The organism is Butyrivibrio sp. LC3010 (assembly GCF_000424385.1).
Lineage (GTDB): Bacteria > Bacillota > Clostridia > Lachnospirales > Lachnospiraceae > Butyrivibrio.
In genome coordinates this window covers 336,684-354,001 of record NZ_AUJU01000001.1, presented here as the reverse complement: position 1 = coordinate 354,001, position 17,318 = coordinate 336,684, and the positions used below count along the sequence as shown (strand labels likewise).

23 protein-coding genes and 3 pseudogenes are annotated in these 17,318 nt (G+C 40.8%); 1 reads left to right on the top strand and 25 read right to left on the bottom strand.

Annotated features, from left to right (window positions below; all coding sequences use genetic code 11):
- Positions 1–42: 42 nt before the first annotated feature.
- The 22 genes and pseudogenes from G622_RS0101760 to G622_RS0101640 all read right to left on the bottom strand — a co-directional run bounded on the left by G622_RS0101760 (position 43) and on the right by G622_RS0101640 (position 15,046).
- Positions 43–726: a vWA domain-containing protein gene (locus G622_RS0101760; protein WP_026509235.1), complete on the bottom strand. Its 684-nt coding sequence runs from the start codon at positions 724–726 to the stop codon at positions 43–45.
- Between the two features lie 187 nt (positions 727–913).
- On the bottom strand, positions 914–2,194 hold the full coding sequence (locus tag G622_RS26390; RefSeq protein ID WP_026509233.1) for a macro domain-containing protein: 1,281 nt from the start codon (positions 2,192–2,194) through the stop codon (positions 914–916).
- 41 nt (positions 2,195–2,235) lie between these two features.
- Complete coding sequence (locus G622_RS0101745) at positions 2,236–2,763, bottom strand: NUDIX domain-containing protein (protein WP_026509232.1); 528 nt, start codon at positions 2,761–2,763, stop codon at positions 2,236–2,238.
- A gap of 10 nt (positions 2,764–2,773) precedes the next feature.
- Positions 2,774–5,049: pseudogene (gene recQ, locus G622_RS26970) on the bottom strand (DNA helicase RecQ).
- Positions 5,050–5,060: 11 nt separating this feature from the next.
- Positions 5,061–5,570, bottom strand: a pseudogene (locus G622_RS26965) (class I SAM-dependent methyltransferase); the annotation flags it as partial.
- 81 nt (positions 5,571–5,651) lie between these two features.
- Positions 5,652–6,047, bottom strand: a pseudogene (locus G622_RS26960) ((deoxy)nucleoside triphosphate pyrophosphohydrolase); the annotation flags it as partial.
- A gap of 2 nt (positions 6,048–6,049) precedes the next feature.
- Entirely contained in the window at positions 6,050–6,247 is a 198-nt protein-coding gene (locus tag G622_RS27120; RefSeq protein ID WP_026509231.1) for a DUF3427 domain-containing protein, read from the bottom strand.
- Positions 6,204–7,214 (bottom strand): phospholipase D-like domain-containing protein, encoded by a 1,011-nt coding sequence (locus tag G622_RS0101720; protein WP_026509230.1) that lies wholly within the window; start codon positions 7,212–7,214, stop codon positions 6,204–6,206. Before G622_RS0101720 ends, G622_RS27120 begins: the two co-directional genes overlap by 44 nt.
- A 36-nt stretch (positions 7,215–7,250) precedes the next feature.
- Entirely contained in the window at positions 7,251–8,231 is a 981-nt protein-coding gene (locus G622_RS0101715; RefSeq protein WP_196814165.1) for an HNH endonuclease, read from the bottom strand.
- A 458-nt stretch (positions 8,232–8,689) separates the two neighbouring features.
- Complete coding sequence (locus G622_RS21275; protein ID WP_242832934.1) at positions 8,690–9,088, bottom strand: TipAS antibiotic-recognition domain-containing protein; 399 nt, start codon at positions 9,086–9,088, stop codon at positions 8,690–8,692.
- Between the two features lie 81 nt (positions 9,089–9,169).
- Complete coding sequence (locus tag G622_RS0101700; RefSeq protein ID WP_026509228.1) at positions 9,170–9,514, bottom strand: helix-turn-helix domain-containing protein; 345 nt, start codon at positions 9,512–9,514, stop codon at positions 9,170–9,172.
- Entirely contained in the window at positions 9,511–9,858 is a 348-nt protein-coding gene (locus G622_RS0101695; RefSeq protein WP_026509227.1) for a type II toxin-antitoxin system RelE/ParE family toxin, read from the bottom strand. Before G622_RS0101695 ends, G622_RS0101700 begins: the two co-directional genes overlap by 4 nt.
- 66 nt (positions 9,859–9,924) lie before the next feature.
- Entirely contained in the window at positions 9,925–10,230 is a 306-nt protein-coding gene (locus tag G622_RS0101690; RefSeq protein ID WP_026509226.1) for a hypothetical protein, read from the bottom strand.
- 40 nt (positions 10,231–10,270) lie between these two features.
- Entirely contained in the window at positions 10,271–10,711 is a 441-nt protein-coding gene (locus tag G622_RS0101685) for a hypothetical protein (protein ID WP_026509225.1), read from the bottom strand.
- Positions 10,712–11,301: 590 nt separating this feature from the next.
- The gene (locus G622_RS0101675; protein WP_026509224.1) at positions 11,302–11,682 is read right to left on the bottom strand and encodes a C-GCAxxG-C-C family (seleno)protein; all 381 of its coding nucleotides are present in this window, start codon (positions 11,680–11,682) and stop codon (positions 11,302–11,304) included.
- On the bottom strand, positions 11,666–12,412 hold the full coding sequence (yaaA, locus tag G622_RS0101670; protein WP_026509223.1) for a peroxide stress protein YaaA: 747 nt from the start codon (positions 12,410–12,412) through the stop codon (positions 11,666–11,668). The genes G622_RS0101675 and yaaA overlap by 17 nt, the downstream gene beginning before the upstream one ends.
- Before the next feature lie 56 nt (positions 12,413–12,468).
- Positions 12,469–13,191: a DUF554 domain-containing protein gene (locus G622_RS0101665; RefSeq protein ID WP_026509222.1), complete on the bottom strand. Its 723-nt coding sequence runs from the start codon at positions 13,189–13,191 to the stop codon at positions 12,469–12,471.
- Between the two features lie 113 nt (positions 13,192–13,304).
- Positions 13,305–13,646 (bottom strand): hypothetical protein, encoded by a 342-nt coding sequence (locus G622_RS0101660; protein WP_026509221.1) that lies wholly within the window; start codon positions 13,644–13,646, stop codon positions 13,305–13,307.
- 111 nt (positions 13,647–13,757) lie between these two features.
- Entirely contained in the window at positions 13,758–13,901 is a 144-nt protein-coding gene (locus G622_RS25630; protein WP_155831394.1) for a hypothetical protein, read from the bottom strand.
- A gap of 56 nt (positions 13,902–13,957) precedes the next feature.
- Positions 13,958–14,320 (bottom strand): DUF1413 domain-containing protein, encoded by a 363-nt coding sequence (locus G622_RS0101650; protein WP_026509220.1) that lies wholly within the window; start codon positions 14,318–14,320, stop codon positions 13,958–13,960.
- A gap of 13 nt (positions 14,321–14,333) precedes the next feature.
- Positions 14,334–14,720, bottom strand: coding sequence for a hypothetical protein (locus tag G622_RS21270; protein ID WP_044915864.1), 387 nt, complete (start codon positions 14,718–14,720; stop codon positions 14,334–14,336).
- A gap of 131 nt (positions 14,721–14,851) precedes the next feature.
- On the bottom strand, positions 14,852–15,046 hold the full coding sequence (locus G622_RS0101640; protein ID WP_026509219.1) for a hypothetical protein: 195 nt from the start codon (positions 15,044–15,046) through the stop codon (positions 14,852–14,854).
- A gap of 35 nt (positions 15,047–15,081) precedes the next feature.
- Between G622_RS0101640 and G622_RS21265 the strand changes: the two genes are divergently transcribed.
- Positions 15,082–15,750 (top strand): GIY-YIG nuclease family protein, encoded by a 669-nt coding sequence (locus G622_RS21265; RefSeq protein ID WP_049945635.1) that lies wholly within the window; start codon positions 15,082–15,084, stop codon positions 15,748–15,750.
- A 153-nt stretch (positions 15,751–15,903) separates the two neighbouring features.
- On the opposite strand, the gene G622_RS0101625 is transcribed toward G622_RS21265, so the two are convergent.
- From G622_RS0101625 to G622_RS26375, 3 genes are read right to left on the bottom strand one after another with little or no spacing between them, the layout of a single operon-like run.
- A complete protein-coding gene (locus G622_RS0101625) occupies positions 15,904–16,224 on the bottom strand; it encodes a TIGR04076 family protein (protein ID WP_330363539.1) in 321 nt (106 codons plus the stop codon).
- Positions 16,225–16,231: 7 nt separating this feature from the next.
- Positions 16,232–16,645: an EamA family transporter gene (locus tag G622_RS0101620; protein ID WP_026509216.1), complete on the bottom strand. Its 414-nt coding sequence runs from the start codon at positions 16,643–16,645 to the stop codon at positions 16,232–16,234.
- A 4-nt stretch (positions 16,646–16,649) separates the two neighbouring features.
- Positions 16,650–17,201, bottom strand: coding sequence for a DUF4298 domain-containing protein (locus G622_RS26375; RefSeq protein ID WP_242832933.1), 552 nt, complete (start codon positions 17,199–17,201; stop codon positions 16,650–16,652).
- Positions 17,202–17,318 lie beyond the last annotated feature (117 nt).

Below are 17,318 nucleotides of genomic sequence, written 5' to 3'. Positions count from 1 at the left end.
TTTATGACTCTTGCCTCTCTCTTCCAATCTCATCGCATCGTATCATCTCCTGCGCTGACCACTACGCTTTGCATAATCCTCACGAATCTCAGCATCCCATTCGCAGCAGTTAAGCTCCTCTTCAGCATCCATTGCACTTCCTGCCATCATTACTGAACAAACAGCCTTTGAAACACCTGCATAAAGATTTGTAGTACCTACTGAATCGTGCATATAGTTAACCGCCCTTTCTTTTTTTATGCCAAATCGCTGTGCCTCAGCATAGGAATCAATATTCGCGCCTATGAAAATGAACTGCCAACCATACTTCTTCTGCTCATGCTGGATCATCTTCTTGATCTGACCGTAGGAATATCTGCAGCTGGCATTTTCCATTCCATCAGTTGTTATCACGAAAATAGTCTTCTCCGGTCTCTTATCCTTGGAAGCATTCTTGTGTGCATTTACTGTATGCTTTATTGCTCCGCCAACTGCATCCAGTAACGCCGTGCATCCTCTGACGTAGTATTCATCAGGAGTTATATCCTTAACATCTCTGATATCAACTCTGTTATGAAGGACCTCTGTCACATCATCGAAAAGAATCGTTGATACGTATGCCTTTTCTCCTGTCTCGCGCTGCTTCTTTATCATGGAATTAAAACCGCCTATTGTATCCAGCTCCAGTCCGCCCATTGATCCGCTTCTGTCCAGTATATAAACAATCTCTGTATAACCTTTACTCATCTTGATACCTCCATCGTAACAATCATTTGTTTTCTACCGGCCCCACCTACGCTTTGCTTCGGATACAGTCTCACTAAGCTTGCATGCCAGCTAAGTTCGACTAGTATCTGCAGCGGAGCTCTATCTGATAATGTCATGTTACTATGGTGGCAAATAAAAATGGTCAACCCGCAGGCGACCATACTTATCATCCCTTCGACAGCGGATCCAGTCCGTAATCGAAGAGTGTTATATCTATTTTCATAACGTTGTAGTCCTCATGGATAATGAAATACTTGACCACAACATCAGTCTGGGAAATTGGAGACAACGCATATCCCGCGAGCCTTAAGAAATCCACCGTCTCATCCAGGTTTAATCTCAGCCCAATAGCCAGGGAAAGCACCTTTTCCTTGGAAGGCTTAACCTGACCTTTCAGTAGCTTTGAAAAGTACTGCTTGGAAATATTGGCAGCCGCATAAATCTCAGAATTCTTCAGTCCTTTCTTATTTATCAGCTGCTGCAGATGCTTCTCAAAGGAATCCGTATACATCTCCTTAATGGCATCATCTAGGGACTGTGAATCTTTGGCTGCACCAAACATCATCTCAGCCTGGCACTCATCATACGCAGCCGCCATGGGAGCAGATTCTTTGGCTTTACCAATCCTTGCGGCTGACATAGCTTTCATAGCATCCGCAAAAATGCCGCGTTTACTCTTACTCTTTTCTCTTGGACTGCCCTGCGTTTCAATGTAATCTGGCTCTGGCAATCCTATTTTATCAGAAAGATCCGACGGTTCCTCTTCCCAGTCTTCATTGAATTCCTCTTCTTCATCACTCTCTTCAGAAGCAGTATCAGAATCCGGTTCCTCATCGAAAAAAGCAGACACGCTTTGTAGATATACCATTGAGTCTTCCGGAATGCCATCATGACTATATTCATCCTCCAGCACTCCGTTCACATACTCTTCATCGATAAAACTCTTTACATCATCAAATATTTTACCAGAAACATGATAGGCATACTCCCCAAAAACAACCAGAGTAATCTGCATTTCATGATCAAGCAAAAACTCTGTAAATGCGTCAACAGCTATCTGAATTCCAAGCTCCTTGGGGAAACCATAGGTACCTGTCGCAAGAAGCGGAAAGGCTATAGACTCGCATCCATGCTCAACAGCAAGAATAAGCGACCTGTCATAGCATTTTCTCAAAAGCTCTGCTTCGCCTTTATCCCCACCTTCCCACCAGGGGCCGCTGGCATGAATAATGTATTTCGCGTCAAGATCAAAAGCCGGAGTAATGCCCACTTCTCCCGGCTCAAGTACTCCTATCTCCCTTCGGGCTGCAAAAAGACTCTCCTCACCGGCAGCTTTATATATTGCGGCATCGACACCATCCCCTATAGCAACATCAGGATTTGCAGTATCAACAATGGCATCTGCTTTTACTTTTGTAATATCATTTCTGATAATTGAAAACGGCATTACATTCTCCCCTCAGGCAATGCTTCTCCTGTTTATATCTGTTACAGCCTTGCTTCTATATCCCTGATTACTCTGCCCATCTCTTCATCATTATGATCCATGATATGCCCATAGAACTCACTAAAAGGCATAACCCTGACATTGTTAACTTCGTAGCAATCGAAATCAAAGCCGCCTTCAGGAACATCAACTCGCAGCATGAAAATTGATGCCAAAAGCCCGGTTCCATCATCCCAGTCTTTGATATATTCAAAGGCTAGTTTCAGATCGTCAGGCGATACTTTTATTCCAAGCTCTTCCGCCAATTCTCTCACTGCAGCCTCCTTGGGTGTTTCATCGGATCGTACTCCGCCGCCTGTCATATCCCATTTGCCTGGATAGTATCTTGCCCGAAGAGATCTCTGCTGCACAACGTACTTTCCCTCGCCATTTCCCGGTGCAGGGCTGTCACTTGTTTTCATAATGATAAGAACGTGCTTTATATAATCTCCGGGCTGTTTCTTTTCATGTTTTTCGATTATCTTCCCGGTGGGCTTACCTTCTCTTGTAAAAATCTCAATATATTCCATATATTCTTGCTCAGCCTTCGTTATGGATATTAGCGTAGTATTCAACAATCATTTTCTGTACTGAAGGCGGATACATCAAAACGGTATAATGATTACCCTTCACACTCTCCTTGTCCACAGAGACAATTCCCAGCTCCTTGCCTTCTGCTGTTGGATATTTCTGGCTAATACCACCAAGAAACTTCTCACCCACCAGACCTTTTTCTGCCAACACATCCCAGATTCTCGTCCCCACTATCTTCTTTACATCATCAGCGGAGCATATGCGGTTCAGTTCATCCTTGATCTCGGTTATGTAATAAAGATCCTTATATTCAAACTTCTCCATATCTTCCTTGGGGAGATAAAAATCAACTTTTCTCTTCTTTGTAATACCTCTCCTATGCACGAATTCATCATCGTCTTCACCGCCAGAAACAGGCATACTGATAACAGCATCAGGATTTACACTCATGAACTCAGCTATTTTTTCCAGGAATTCCTTGCCATATTTATCAAATTTATTGGTACCAACTCCGGAAACTCCCAGCATTTCCTGCTCGTTTGAAGGAAGTTTGGCGCACATATCAATCAGAGTCTTGTCACTGAAAACAATATAAGGAGGCATTCCTTCCCTTCTTGCAATTTCCATCCTGAGTAACCTGAGTGCCTCAAACAGTTCATATCCTGCTTTGGTAAGTGAATCCGTACTTCTCGTCTTGGATTTTCCTGCCCTGGCACTGACTTCTTTTTCTTCATAAGTCCGAAGTAGCACTTTCGCATCTGGTTCCTTCAATGCTGCTATATTCCCAAGTTTCACCACACTGTATCTATCATCAGTCTGAATTATGTATCCGTCCATGATCATCTGATTCATTAAAAGACGTATATCTGCTTCACTGTGATCTTTAAGGGCACCATATGTCTTATAGTTATCAGTTCCAAGCTCGCGAAGCCTTGCTCTGTTTGCACCCACAAGCGTACCAAGAACAATATTCATCCCGTATCTGCCTTTGGTCTCATATACACAGTTGATGACCTGTTTAGCAGCATCAGTCATATCAATCTCTTTATATTCACGATGGCAGTTCCCGCAGTTATCGCATGGAGCGCTTACTTCTTCGCCAAAGTATTCAAGTATATAATTCCTCAGACACCCGGTTGTCCTACAGTAGCCTTCCATTACCTTAAGGCGCTTAATATCCCGCTGTCTGATGAGATCTTCATCCTCAGGATCCACCTCGCTGAAATCCTTTTTTCCAGGAGGAACTTATTGATCATAATATCCTGGGCCGAAAACAGCAGAATGCACTGTGAATTCTCACCATCTCGTCCAGCTCTTCCTGCTTCCTGGTAATAGTTCTCCATGCTTTGAGGCATATTGTAATGGATCACGTACCTGACATTAGATTTGTCTATTCCCATACCAAAAGCATTTGTGGCAACGATAACAGGTTTACGGTCAAATATGAAATCATTCTGACTGTTCTTTCTATACTCGTTATCAAGGCCTGCATGATATCTGACCACGGGAACACCATCCAAAGTCAGCATTTCAAAAACTGCATCAACATTCTTCCTGGTTGCACAGTATATTATTCCGCTCTCGTTACTATGGTCTTTGACATATTTTCTTATATAGTCATCCTTGTTTTTTATATGCTCAACAGAAAAATACAGATTCTCTCTGTCAAACCCTGTAACAAAAACACCGGGATTCTGGAGTTTTAATACGCATTCTATGTCACGTTTTACCTCTTCCGTAGCGGTTGCAGTAAATGCACTAACGATAGGTCTTTTTGGAAGCCTTTCAACAAATTTCACTATATTCAGGTAACTCGGTCTGAAATCTTGTCCCCATTGGGAAATGCAGTGTGCCTCATCAACTGTAACCATTGATATCTCAGCACTGTCTGCAAAATTCGTAAACTCCCAGTTGTCCAGACGCTCCGGCGCAACATAAATAATCTTGTATGTCCCTGACTTTGCCATCTCAAGGGCCTTTGTTATCTGTGAATCCGTAAGGGATGAATTGATATAAGCAGCATGAATTCCCGCTGCATTCAGAGATTTTACTTGATCCTGCATCAGTGAAATAAGCGGAGATATGACAATCGTGATCCCAGGCAGCATTATAGCCGGAATCTGATAGCAGATGGACTTACCTGCACCGGTCGGCATTATTGCCAGCACATCCCTTTTCTCATCTAATATTGTATTTATAATTTTGCCCTGGCCAGGTTTAAACGAATCATAACCAAAGTATTGCTTTAGATTTGCCAGTGCAGTATTTCCAAATTCTGTCATATCGCCTCTTTTTAGATGAGTTTCTTCTTACCTATAGCATTGACCCACATCTCATCTTCTCTACCGGGTCTGTTATCTGTACCAACCTCATTGTAAACAATCTCAAATCCTGCATTCTCAAACAACAGAACTATACTTTTCTCATCAAAATCGCTAAATCTGCGATCTCCACGCATCTTAGTGCCATCGCCATATTTGAAAGAAGCATATATAACACCGCCACTCTTAAGGGAAGTATTCAGCTTCTTCATCGTCTCCGGTAGCTGATCCCCCGGCACATGTAGAAGCGAAGCGCATGCCCAGACTCCATCAAACTCATTATGAAAATCGATATCTTCAAACCTCATATTCAGAACTTCCTGCCCCAGATATTCAGAAGCTCTCTTACGCATTTCCTTAGATGCATCAAAAGCTATTACATCAAAACCCACATCCATAAATGCCTTACTGTCTCGTCCACTTCCACAGCCTGCATCTAAAACACGGCCATGTTCAGGAAGAAGTGCGATGAACCTGTCCCTCTCGTATGACATATCTGCGTTAACACTTCCAGCAAAGAACGAATCAGCATTCATATCGTAATACTCAACATTCTTATCAACCATAGCCTCAGCAATCTTAGGAAGTAGCGCCAGATCTGCAGGAAGCCAGTCCACACTTCTAAGATCATTAACCTCTAGCCACTTGGCCGCTTCGTGCTCCAAAAGCTGGAGCTTACCTTCAGCAACAGTTGCCCAATAGCAATTCATATTTAGTTGAAAAGTCTCATAATCATAATCGATGACATCTATCAGATCATGAACCTCAATCTCCGCACCAAGTTCTTCTCTAATCTCTCTTACCAACGCCTCTTCAGGAGTTTCACCTTCTTCAATCTTTCCTCCGGGAAATTCCCAGCCATCCTTATAATCCCCATATCCACGCTGGGTTGCGAATATCTTAGTTTTTCTCTTGTAATCATCGCAGATTATTGCTGCGACTACGTTGACAGTTTTCATAATCATCCTACTTCCAGTTTGCTTGTCTTCTTGATATATTTTGCAGGTATCGGATTATCAAGGTGCCATGTGATACTCATTGGCCTGCTTCCATAATGACTCACATATTTTGCAGTTCCAAGATATGTATACGGAGCTGCACCTGCGATATCCTTCTTAAACTCTCTGACAAATAGCAGAATCTTGCTTCCATACTTCACATGATTTATATGGATTGATGTCTACGATAAAGCCATAACCCTCTGTCTTTTCCCCATGCCTCTCCGCTCGTAACGCCTTTTTCAATTTGTCATAGCTATCATGGGTATATTTTTCAAAAGTCGTAGAATTCCAATAACTGTCAAACGTAGCCTCTATCTTCTGTATTGTCGGAGCCATATCCTTTGTAGTCACTTTAATATTCCACTCCAGACCGCTGGACATAGCTACGTTAGACATGTTGGATGAACCTACATATGCAGTAGTAAAACCTGTCTTTCTATAAAAAATATATGCCTTAGCATGAAGCCTGGTTCGCTTAGTATCATAGGATATGCGCACTTCGGTGCCAGGAAGCTTGCTAAGCTCTTCGATAGCTTTAACATCCGTAGCTCCCATATAAGAAGTTGTGATTATCCGAAGCTTCCCGCCACGATCTACAAAGTCTTTTAGTTCTTTGAACAAAAGCCGTAATCCGCTCCATTTTATAAAGGAAACCAACATATCGATTCTATCCGCAGTTTCCATTTCCTTCCGAAGCTCAGAATACATCTGCGGTTCATGAATAGCCCCGGTAAACAGGCTACTCTGCGCAACTGATGTTTCTGGACGCACTATATCCTTGGCCTTACGCTGACCAATTTTGTACATAGGATCATTTTCTGAAAGCAGCGCCAGCAGCTGCTCAGCACTATCAGCTACTGCCAATTCCTTCAGATCATTTAAATCATTTTCTTCTGATATCAGACCAACGACCTTATTAACCAGATCAATCTTCGCCTCAAGATTTTCATCATCAGAAATACGATCCAGAGCCTTATGAAGAACTTCCGAAACATACTTAGAAAGGATCTCTGATGCTTCAGCTCCATCAATCTTCTCAACTCGCTTTAGATCATCTGAAGATCCTGTAAGCTCTGACTGTATCTGTTTATTAATGACCTGTTCGTATAATCCTGGTTCCAACATATATATATTCCTCAAGTCAGTTTTCTGACATTTACATTAAACACTCATTTTCTTGGGCGTCCAAATTTCGTTATAGCCATTTTTCTGAGCCCAAGTGTAAATCATTTTTATACGCCTTGCTGATTCCTTATTACTCTGATCCCTCTCAATCATGATCTCATTCCGCTCAGATATCTTAGTAAGGAAATCAACCTGGGCTAGCTTATCTCTTTTCTTGTTATTACACTCAGGACAAGCCAGGACAAAGTTCCAAATCTGATCATCTTTTATAAACGACCACGGAATAAAATGATCCACCTCTACGCTATGTTTCGTGACAGGCTTGCCACAATAGAAGCATTTATTTTCGAATTCTTGGAATAGAATATCCCTGTAGTACGCAAGACTACTACGGGTGCGGAGGGTGCTCTCATCAATTTTGCTAAGAAGATGATCTACAGCGCTATCCTCATTAACTCTCTCAAGAAACTTCGCCCATTCATAATAGTTAAGCTTCTCTATAGCCACCTTGTGCTTACAAACGAACTCGTACATCCTTGGATTAATCCTGATCCACTCGCCCTTCTTGGAAAATGAATAAAACAGCCCACCAAGATCTGCATACAATGCACCAACTACATTTTCTTTACACTTCATTTTGACCTTATGACAGATATCAATACGCATATCTTCGGATAAACTCTCAAAGGGAATATCTTCAAGAATGTCATATTTCTCCTTGCCATATAAAAGTGCATTCTCAAGCTCAGACCGGCGATTCAGCTTACCAGGCTTCTTCTGTCTGATATGATGCTTCAAAACCAGGTTCCAATAAATCTCTGCAAACTTGGAAAAGAGCTGATCAAAATTAAGTACCAACTTACTATCAGTATTATATAAATTGTCCAGAATGGACTTCAGAAATCCAAATTTATAACTTGTATCATTTACGGATTTACTTGAAAAAAGGTATGCGAAGGCAGACCACATCTCATCATCTGAAAGCGGCCTGTCTTCATATTCTGCTTCTTTTAACAAGTATCCTGCTGCCATATCTCTACCATCGCAATCTATTTCTAAATTTGTAAACTAAATCTATTATATATCGCCCATGAGCAGAAAATAATTAAATAAGTATTACCAACTCAGTGCTCACTCCCCAAACAGCAGATCATACAAATCTTCCTGTTTATATGGTATTCGCGGAAATGGTTTCTTTAGTTCCAATCGAAACAGCAGCATATGAAATGCCAAACATGCGATTGCAATCTTTTTTAGCAAAAAATAAGTAATCCACCAATCCCCACCAAACATCTTAAATATACTATCTATATAACAATGCAGCTCAAATATTCAATGATCCTACTGAAATATATCTTCTACGTCTCCAACAATTTTCAGATATATATCTTCTACTATATCCGTTTTCAAATAATAAAAAAAGCCATCTGACAGTTTTATCCGCCAGATGACTTCAAAATCGTGTTTTGTTGTGATCATTTTCCGCAATAGATCTTAATTGCCTGGAAGATAAACTCTGAAGTTCCTTCACCGCCCATCTTTTCAATATTCTGGGTCAACTCTCCGCCGCCTACATAGCCTGTTCCAAGGCCATAAAGAATATCATCAGTGCATGTGTACATATGCTCCGTAATGAAATCCTGTACTTTCTTTACCTGAGCCTGGACCTCTTCGGATGCCGGATCCATTCCCTTCATAGTACCAAACTCTTCAAAAAGCTTAGTAAAGTCAGCCATCAGGCCGCTCTCATATTCTTTTGTCCAGTTCTTGCTTTTTTTGGCATATTCTTTATAAGCAGGAGTATCTCCCCACTGTTCTTTGGCCTTTTTTGCGTATTCATCAAGCTTACTTGTATCAAATGCTGAAAAATTCAATTTCCTAAAATTTTGCCAGAATATTACAAAAACCATTTAGAAGCATGTCAACCTGAATCCAAATGGCTTTAGTAATCATTTTCACTGAAGAGCCTTTTTATCTTGCACATTACTAACAAAAGGAAACTTAATCACCAAATCCTTGTCAATCTCCATCATATTTAGTATTCTGCTAGCAGCTCCAGATGGATGATTAGTACCAGATTCCCATGCTTCAACCGTTTTATCTGATACTCCCATATAACTTGCAAAGGTTTTTTGTGACATTCCTGTAGTATTTCTAATTCTTTTTACATCTTCTGCTTCATACACTTTTACAGGTTCCACAGTAACTTTTTGTCTCTTTAGTATTGGCTTTTTACTGGTTGCATCTTCAATAGCTTCATTAAGGCCTGTCATAATACTTTCATAAACACTATCATTCATTTCTTGCCACCTCCGAGGCTCTTTTCAAGAATACCTATTGCCTTCTTGATATTATTTCTTTCCTCTTTAGATAGATTATCTTTTTCTTTCTTGCCATAGACAGTAATCAGATAAATTGTCTCTGCTACAACAAAATCAACATAGCACACCCTGGCACTTCCACTTTTCCCTCTACCTTCGAAAGCTATTCTAGCTTTTCGTAGCTTGCCAGTACCTTTCATAACAGGATATTTCTTGGGATCCTTCAGGATATCCTGTTCCATCAACCAAAGATCGTCATCATCAAATCCTAATTCATCCCACTTCCGAGAGAACTCTGTCGTCTGAATAAATGTTCTTGTCATATATTCTCCTACTACCATTAATAATATACCCTATCTGATAGGGTGTCAACAACTCTCATTTTTAAATCATGATACTAATAACTCCATAAGCTTATCAGTAAGCGCCTGAAATGCCATTACTATTCCGGTTGTACCTAGTGCCCCCAGATATATTACAAAAGCAATCCCAATATCAATTACAAGTGGCTCCCACATCTGCCATTTGAACATTACCCAAACATTAACAGCAAATATAACCAGCATTACTATGCAGAACAGTCCGAATGCAACCTCTCCAATTTTGTATAGTAGTTCTACCCAGATTCTCAGAAAGAAAAGTATCAGAACCAGTGGGAACAACACCAACTTCATCAAAATCTTTAATATGAACATAGCCCCTCCTCCAGCGTAGAGTGGCTAAAGCTCAGGTCACTCACTTGCTGTTTTTCTTTTGTTTATACAGTTTGTTACAGTAGACAGCAGCTCTTGAAGCAGATTTAAACTCTTCTACACCGTTTCTTTCAATCACAGCCCTCTCGATGCCTTTGGCATTCCCTTTCTTGACTGCTTCTGTAAACATCTTGCCAAGACGGGACCTGACCTGGGCCGGTGACTCTTTTATGTCGTATTCAATAAGAACATCGTTTACACCTGCGAAAGTCGGAAGATCTGCCAGGACGAATTCTGCTTTCATTGTTTTGGCCTCAGCGATCATGTTGTTGATGGCAAGTGTATAGTCGTAGACAGTTCTTTTGCCGAACTTCTCCTCCAACATATCGCAGATGTAGTAGTTGACGGTTACGTTCTCCTTCTTGGCTGCTTTCTCAATCTGATCATATAATTCCTGTGTGATTGCTAAATTAACTCTTGGCATATCTTTTCCCTCCATGAGTGTTGTTTTATGTTCACTTACAGTTAAATTATATGAGTGTTGTACAACGTTGTCAATATAACGATCATGTGCCGTACATGTTGTGGTTAACCTCTGCCTGGTAGTAACTGCTCATGGTTGAAGGAGCATAGGTTCTCTCCTCTCGCGGGTCTCGCCGGGCCGCTCCCATTACGTTTAGTTGTGGCTAAGCGGAAGTCTCATTATCCCTGTACTTATCTTCGCCATGCCGGTGCTACCGGCATTCCAGAGGGGCTATCTCGCTCAAGGCGTACCCTTGCGGCTCCACAGTACAGGACTGTACCTGATGAATGACTATTCAGTTTTCAATGTCCGACGAAAGGATTATTTACCCCTTCACTTATTCCCACTGGGAGAGGCCATTCCACAACCTCCAAAATGAAAATTTTTTTAAAAGTTTTTCTGAGGCTATTTCTTCTATAATAAATTAATGCAAAAACAGCAGACCACAAAAACTCATGATCTGCTGCCATAAACTCTTTACAATATGCCTATTATTCAATTTCCAGAGTTATCCATTTTTTAGTTTGTCAGACATTTGAAACATGGATCCATTAGGAATTCCGAATCAGTTCATCAAACATTGCTGCCGCTTCTCCAACAATATCGTTGCAGGTTCTCCCTGTTCCTGCCCTTGATGCGATCAGTTCCTTACAGTAAAGGCTGCCATTTTTCTCAAGGAACATCCTCTCATATTCACCGGCTTTATCTATTCCCAGCTTCTCAAGCATTGCCACGACACTGAGATACCCGCCGCATTTACCGTCAATGCTTCTCGGAGCTGGTACAATCTTTTTTGCCTCTTCATGTGTCACACCTAGTTTTTCAGCAAACGCCATAGCAAGCGACACTGAACAGTTATTTCCGTTATGGTGATTCTCTCTGGCTATCTTTTCCATTTCATTCATATATATCCCGTCACTTTCTCTTTTCAAAAACAGTCTCTGTATCACATGAAAGATCATCCCTGTAAACATATCCAAGCCGGTCAAACTTCTTTATCTCCTGCGGATCTTCTATCTGGTTTTCAGCCATGTACTTAACCATCTCACCCCTAGCCATCTTGGCATATGTCCCCTTTGTCACCAGCTTCCCATTTACCATCTCGCCAAATGTAATGGTGATGTAACAGTCATCCGGTTCGAGGTATTTTTCAATGCACTTGGAATACTCCTTTAATGCAAGGTTTATTATAACACCGGTGCCATCACTTACTTCCTCATAGAGCCTGGAACCCCACAGATCATATAAATCCTTATGTCCATTAACCGATGCTTTAGCCTGCATCTCAAGCCTGTATGGCGTTACTCCGTCCATCGGTTTCAGCACACCATAAAAGCCAGAAAGGATGCGAAGATGCTCCTGCACATAATCAAAGCTTCTGTCTTCAAACACCGCAGGTGCCATATACTGAAACGCGATTCCTTCATATGAAAGTATTGCCGGTGTCAGCCTGTTACGGAGATCCATCTCTTTAATACTTTTATAATTCTGCTCAGCAATCTTATCATTACATCCCCACAGTTCTTGTAATTCAGAATGTGACTTATTGCAGAGCCACTCAAGTATTTTCTCCGTCTGGTCAATAAATACCGGAAGTCCCTGACACTCAAGTTTATCCGTATCCACATTCATTTTCTTTGCAGGTGAAAGAATAATCCTCATCACAGTTCTCCATGCTTCTTTCAGGATCCTCTCCCGATTTCACTTTGTGCTTAGCATCACATAGCCGGTATGTATGCTGCACTAACCGCTATCACTAAGGCAGGCAGCATATTAGCCACTCGCACTTTCTTGCCCCAAACAAGGTTAACACCAACGCAGAAGATCAGTATGCTTCCGATAAGTGACAGATACGAAACAGCCATATCAGTCATAATAGGTGATACCAGTCTGGCAAGCAGCGTTATTGATCCCTCAAGCAAAAATACCGGTATTACTGAAAAGACACAGCCTTTTCCCATAGAAGCTGTCATGATTGCAACAATTATAAAATCTAAGACAGCTTTTACAGCAAGTGTCGAATAGTCTCCGTTGATTCCATCCTGTATTGAACCTACAATAGCCATCGCTCCTATACATACCGTAAGCGATGCAGTCACAAACGCATTTACAAATTCCGAATCCTTGCCATTACCACTTTTTATCTTAAGCCATTCTCCAAAACGCTCAAAAGCTCTTTCTATTCCGATCAGTTCTCCTATAACCGTTCCAATAGCAAGACTTAGAACCACAAGCATGGATCTGCCACCCACGAGTGCATTGTTCTCAACTTTCATCATACCCTCCATAGCACCTGAAATTGCTATGAAAAGTGTACTTATACCACATACCTTGCAAAGCGCATCCTGCTGATCTTCTTTAAATAGCTTCCCGGTTATATTCCCAAAGAAGCCAGCAACGATTATAGCAGCACTGTTTATTATTGTCCCCAACATTATCATGGTCTGATATTCCCTTTTTCAATATTCTCCTGGTATTTCCATGGATAATTATGCCCATGAAAAAGGCAGGGAACAATTCAAATAAAACTGCATCCTGCCTCATGGCATTATCATCAATTGAGTGCATCTGAATTCTGTTCCGATGCCTTTTTCCTATCGATCATTGCTCCGATCATCATACCTGCAAACATTCCAAGTCCTATTCCAAGGCACATACCTGTCGATACTTTGCCAAATATGAGATAACTTGCTATACATCCAACTGCAACTCCTATGCCCATTCCCCAACTTTGACCAAGTATCATATATCTGTGCTTGGCTCTGTTCTTTTCAATCTCTTCTTTATTCTTTTCTGACATCTCCTTAACGTTTTTGGAAGTTGCTAATCCAAACAAAAGATAAACCGGTGCAAGTACTCCGATCAATACGATGAATAACCAGATTTTAGGTGTCATATTTTCAAGTCTCCTCTTTTAAGTTCTCCTAACAAGATATATTATAATCCTGCCCCAATCAAGGTAGCATGGGAGAAGTGGTGAAATAGAAACTCATAATCTGTCCAAATGTTATTTGGGCAGGTTAGTATGTATTATCACTGTCTGTTTCCTTTTATCAGTATGAGATTTTTTGTTGTATTCACTGATATTATATTTCTTTTTTATCTCCCGCATGCCGTCAAAAACAACATGTTCCACCTTTTTCTTACCCATTATTATTCCCTTCCATTACTGTCATCTCTTTTTGGCATGTTATGTCCTCTTAATTGTTATAGCACCTTATATCGTGCCCTTTTTCCTCTGCTGCCACCATCGACATATTCCACTTTACCCGGATCTACATCTTTTACATACACAAAAAATGCTTTTCCAAATTGACCAGCAGTTCCTATCGATTTTGACATTTCTAGCCACTCCTCATCTGTGTAAAGAGAAGGCAAACAGAAGGGTTCATCATCCTTAGTGTATTTAATTAGCGCACGTCTCAACGCTTCTTTTGGAGTAAAAATGCTGGATTCTACTCCCAGGGACTTATTTTTTGAATAAAGCTTAACAGTTGTTCCCTCTTCTTTTGCTTTTCTTTCTAATTCTTTTAGTTCCTCATCCGTGACTGAAAACCTTACAACAGGCATTTTCTTTACCTCCTTAAGCCAATAACGCTGCTTCTATACAATTCCAAGGGATGTCATGTCTAATGATCGCAGCCCTTGTGACAGCTCCATCATTTGTTTTTGCATTCTTTGCAGCAGATAAAATTATATCCTTTGACAGCCCCGCCGCTTCTGCAATCCATAATAAACACTCAGGGCATGAAAGATTTGCATACATGATTTTTGCATCATAGTTAGGCTTCTTTCTTGTGAATCCCCCTTTCCCATTAGTAGCCTGTGCATCAAGCCATGTAAGTAAGTGCTCTTTTTGTGAGGACCAATGTACATTGTGCTTTTGCCCATGTGTAGCATTATACTCATCCGATATTGGGTAATGCTCTTCCTTTGTTTCCATTATTGCTTTTAATTCAAATATAGTCATAATGTTCCCCCCTCAATCACAACTTTGGCCAAACTTGCTTCATGATTATATGGTAATAAGTCTGGCCAAAGTTGTCAACGCAAAAATTAAGACCGATTATTTAACCGGTCTTAATACTAACTCTATTCTGATTATGACTTTGTAATAAGCTTACTCCCATAGTAAATCATTGCGCCTATTCCCCCTGCTGTAAATGTTCCTCCCAAGATAAATCCTGTTCCCGGATGATCTTCCAAATAGTTTAATACTCTTTCTGCATCGCGTAGACGATCCTTCTCCGGGTATTGGCTCTGATTATCATTCGGTATCATTTCTGTATTATTCATGGTAAATCCTCCATGGATATGTGGATAGAGAGCTCTTGCACGTCACCCGGGGTGCTGAGGTTAATAGGATTTACATTATTATCCATGGTATTGATGCTTATAGATCAAGATATAAATTTGCGGTAAGGCTTACAGAAAAAGTAGATGCTGATTATTATCGCTGGGAAAAAGTTTCTCTAAACTTAGATCAGTATAGAGACAGACTCATATTAAGGTGTAAACACAGATTTACATTTTATAATAGCAGTAAAGGTGCGCCGGATTTTGATGTCGAAGCTATTCTTCCACCAGAAGGAATGCGGTCTGTTGATCAGTTTAGAGACTATGACAGCGTAGAGCTTACATTCCCACAATTGAAAGAGATTGTTGATAATGAATATGTGGATTATTATGAGCATCTTTCTTGTGTTAAGGCTGTATATATGATCATTGATGGAAATACAGGTAGACAGTATGTTGGAAGTGCCTATGAAAGCACTAATAGCTTGTGGAGCAGGTGGAGTATATACGCAAACACGTATCATGGAAATAATGTCATGCTTAAAGAGCTGTACGAAAAAAATGGTGCGGAGTACTTCGAGAAGTTTAAGTATATCATATTACAGATATTTCCAAAATCCATTTCAGATAGAGAGATAATTGAAGCGGAGTCCAGATTCAAAGATAGATTCATGACTCGTGAATTTGGATACAACAAAAATTGAATATATCAAATACGGAAAGAAGATGTGTCGCCATCTCTAGTATAGTATTAAGAGAAAAAGCTGCCACAATTCTAGTGTCAGCTTTTTCATAACTATCCTCTTTTTCTCTATTGCCCTCGAGTTCTTTTCTAAAGACCTCATCTTTGCGGCACGTCACATGATCATATCCTCATCCATTGTTTCCAACAGAAAACTTACCGGTCTGAATCCATCGTTACAGGAAATCATTGCTGACTTTGGGTTCTTCATCCATCCGTCATAGAAATTCTCACCACCATGAGCCAGTGTCATTACAAAAGGCGACACGGTTTCCCATGCACTCTCACAGAAGCCCTCCGGTCTTTCCCATCCATTGCATATGAAGCTCTGTTCAAGCTTCATGCTACACGCATGCTCTATCGGATTTTCATACTTTTCCATCAGATCAGAATACTGAGTAATCTTTTTTACTGTGATCCTAACTTTCTTCATCATGCCTCCGTTACATCACCATAATCAGAGTGCCTGCACCAATAAGCACACATCCTATAAGAGATTTCGTTGTAAACTCCTCATGCAGAAAAACAAACGCCAGTACAAGTGTAATGACAACACTGAGTTTGTCTATCGGAACCACCTTAGATGCCTCTCCCATCTGCAAAGCCTTGTAATAACATAGCCATGATGCTCCTGTAGCCAGTCCCGAAAGGATAAGAAATATCCAGCTCTTTCTGCTTATGGTATTGATACCACCCTGAGCATTGGTGACAAAAACCATACCCCAGGCCATTACCACCACAACGCATGTCCTTATTGCTGTGGCAAGATTCGAATTAACTCCATCTATACCCACCTTTGCCAGGATAGATGTCAACGCAGCAAACACTGCTGAAAGAATTGCAAATAACAGCCACATGTCTTCAATCCTCACTCCCTGTATTTATCCAGTCCATCATTTCCTTATTGCGTTCCAACAGGTTATAGATTCCGTCCTCTGACAAAACACCACGCTTCAGTCTCTTAGGAAAAGTCCCTTTCTCATCCATGGCGAAATCGTCCTTCCACTGCTGACTTGTATAGTATTCCTCAAGTCTTTTGATATCGGACTGGAATTCTTTATACTCTTCTATTTTTGCTTCCAAAACATCAAGCCTTGCCGTCGCTTTATCCAGGAGTGCTTCCATCTGATATATATGCTGTGGTATGTTTTCACTGGCAAGCCTTCTTTTGAATTTATTCTTACTCCCGTTGTACTTTTTCTCCACCTCATAATCAGGTACCCATATCTGTGCCTCATTTATCTTATCCAAAACAAGCGAAATAGCTTCTTCATCGCTAATACCTTCATTTACCTGCTTCTTGTATGCCTGGTACATCCACTCCGCTATCTTTGATTTCTGTTTATTCTTAAGCTGGCCATAGCCCTTGTTCATCTGAAGGAGTTTGCCATTTACCATTTTGTGTTTACTCATATGTCCGTTCCCATCTCATCGCATCTTATCTTATGAAATATTATACTCGCATTCCGGCACCACAAGCACCCATTTTAGGCAGATCACGTTTTCACCGAATCTTCACACTTTCCACAC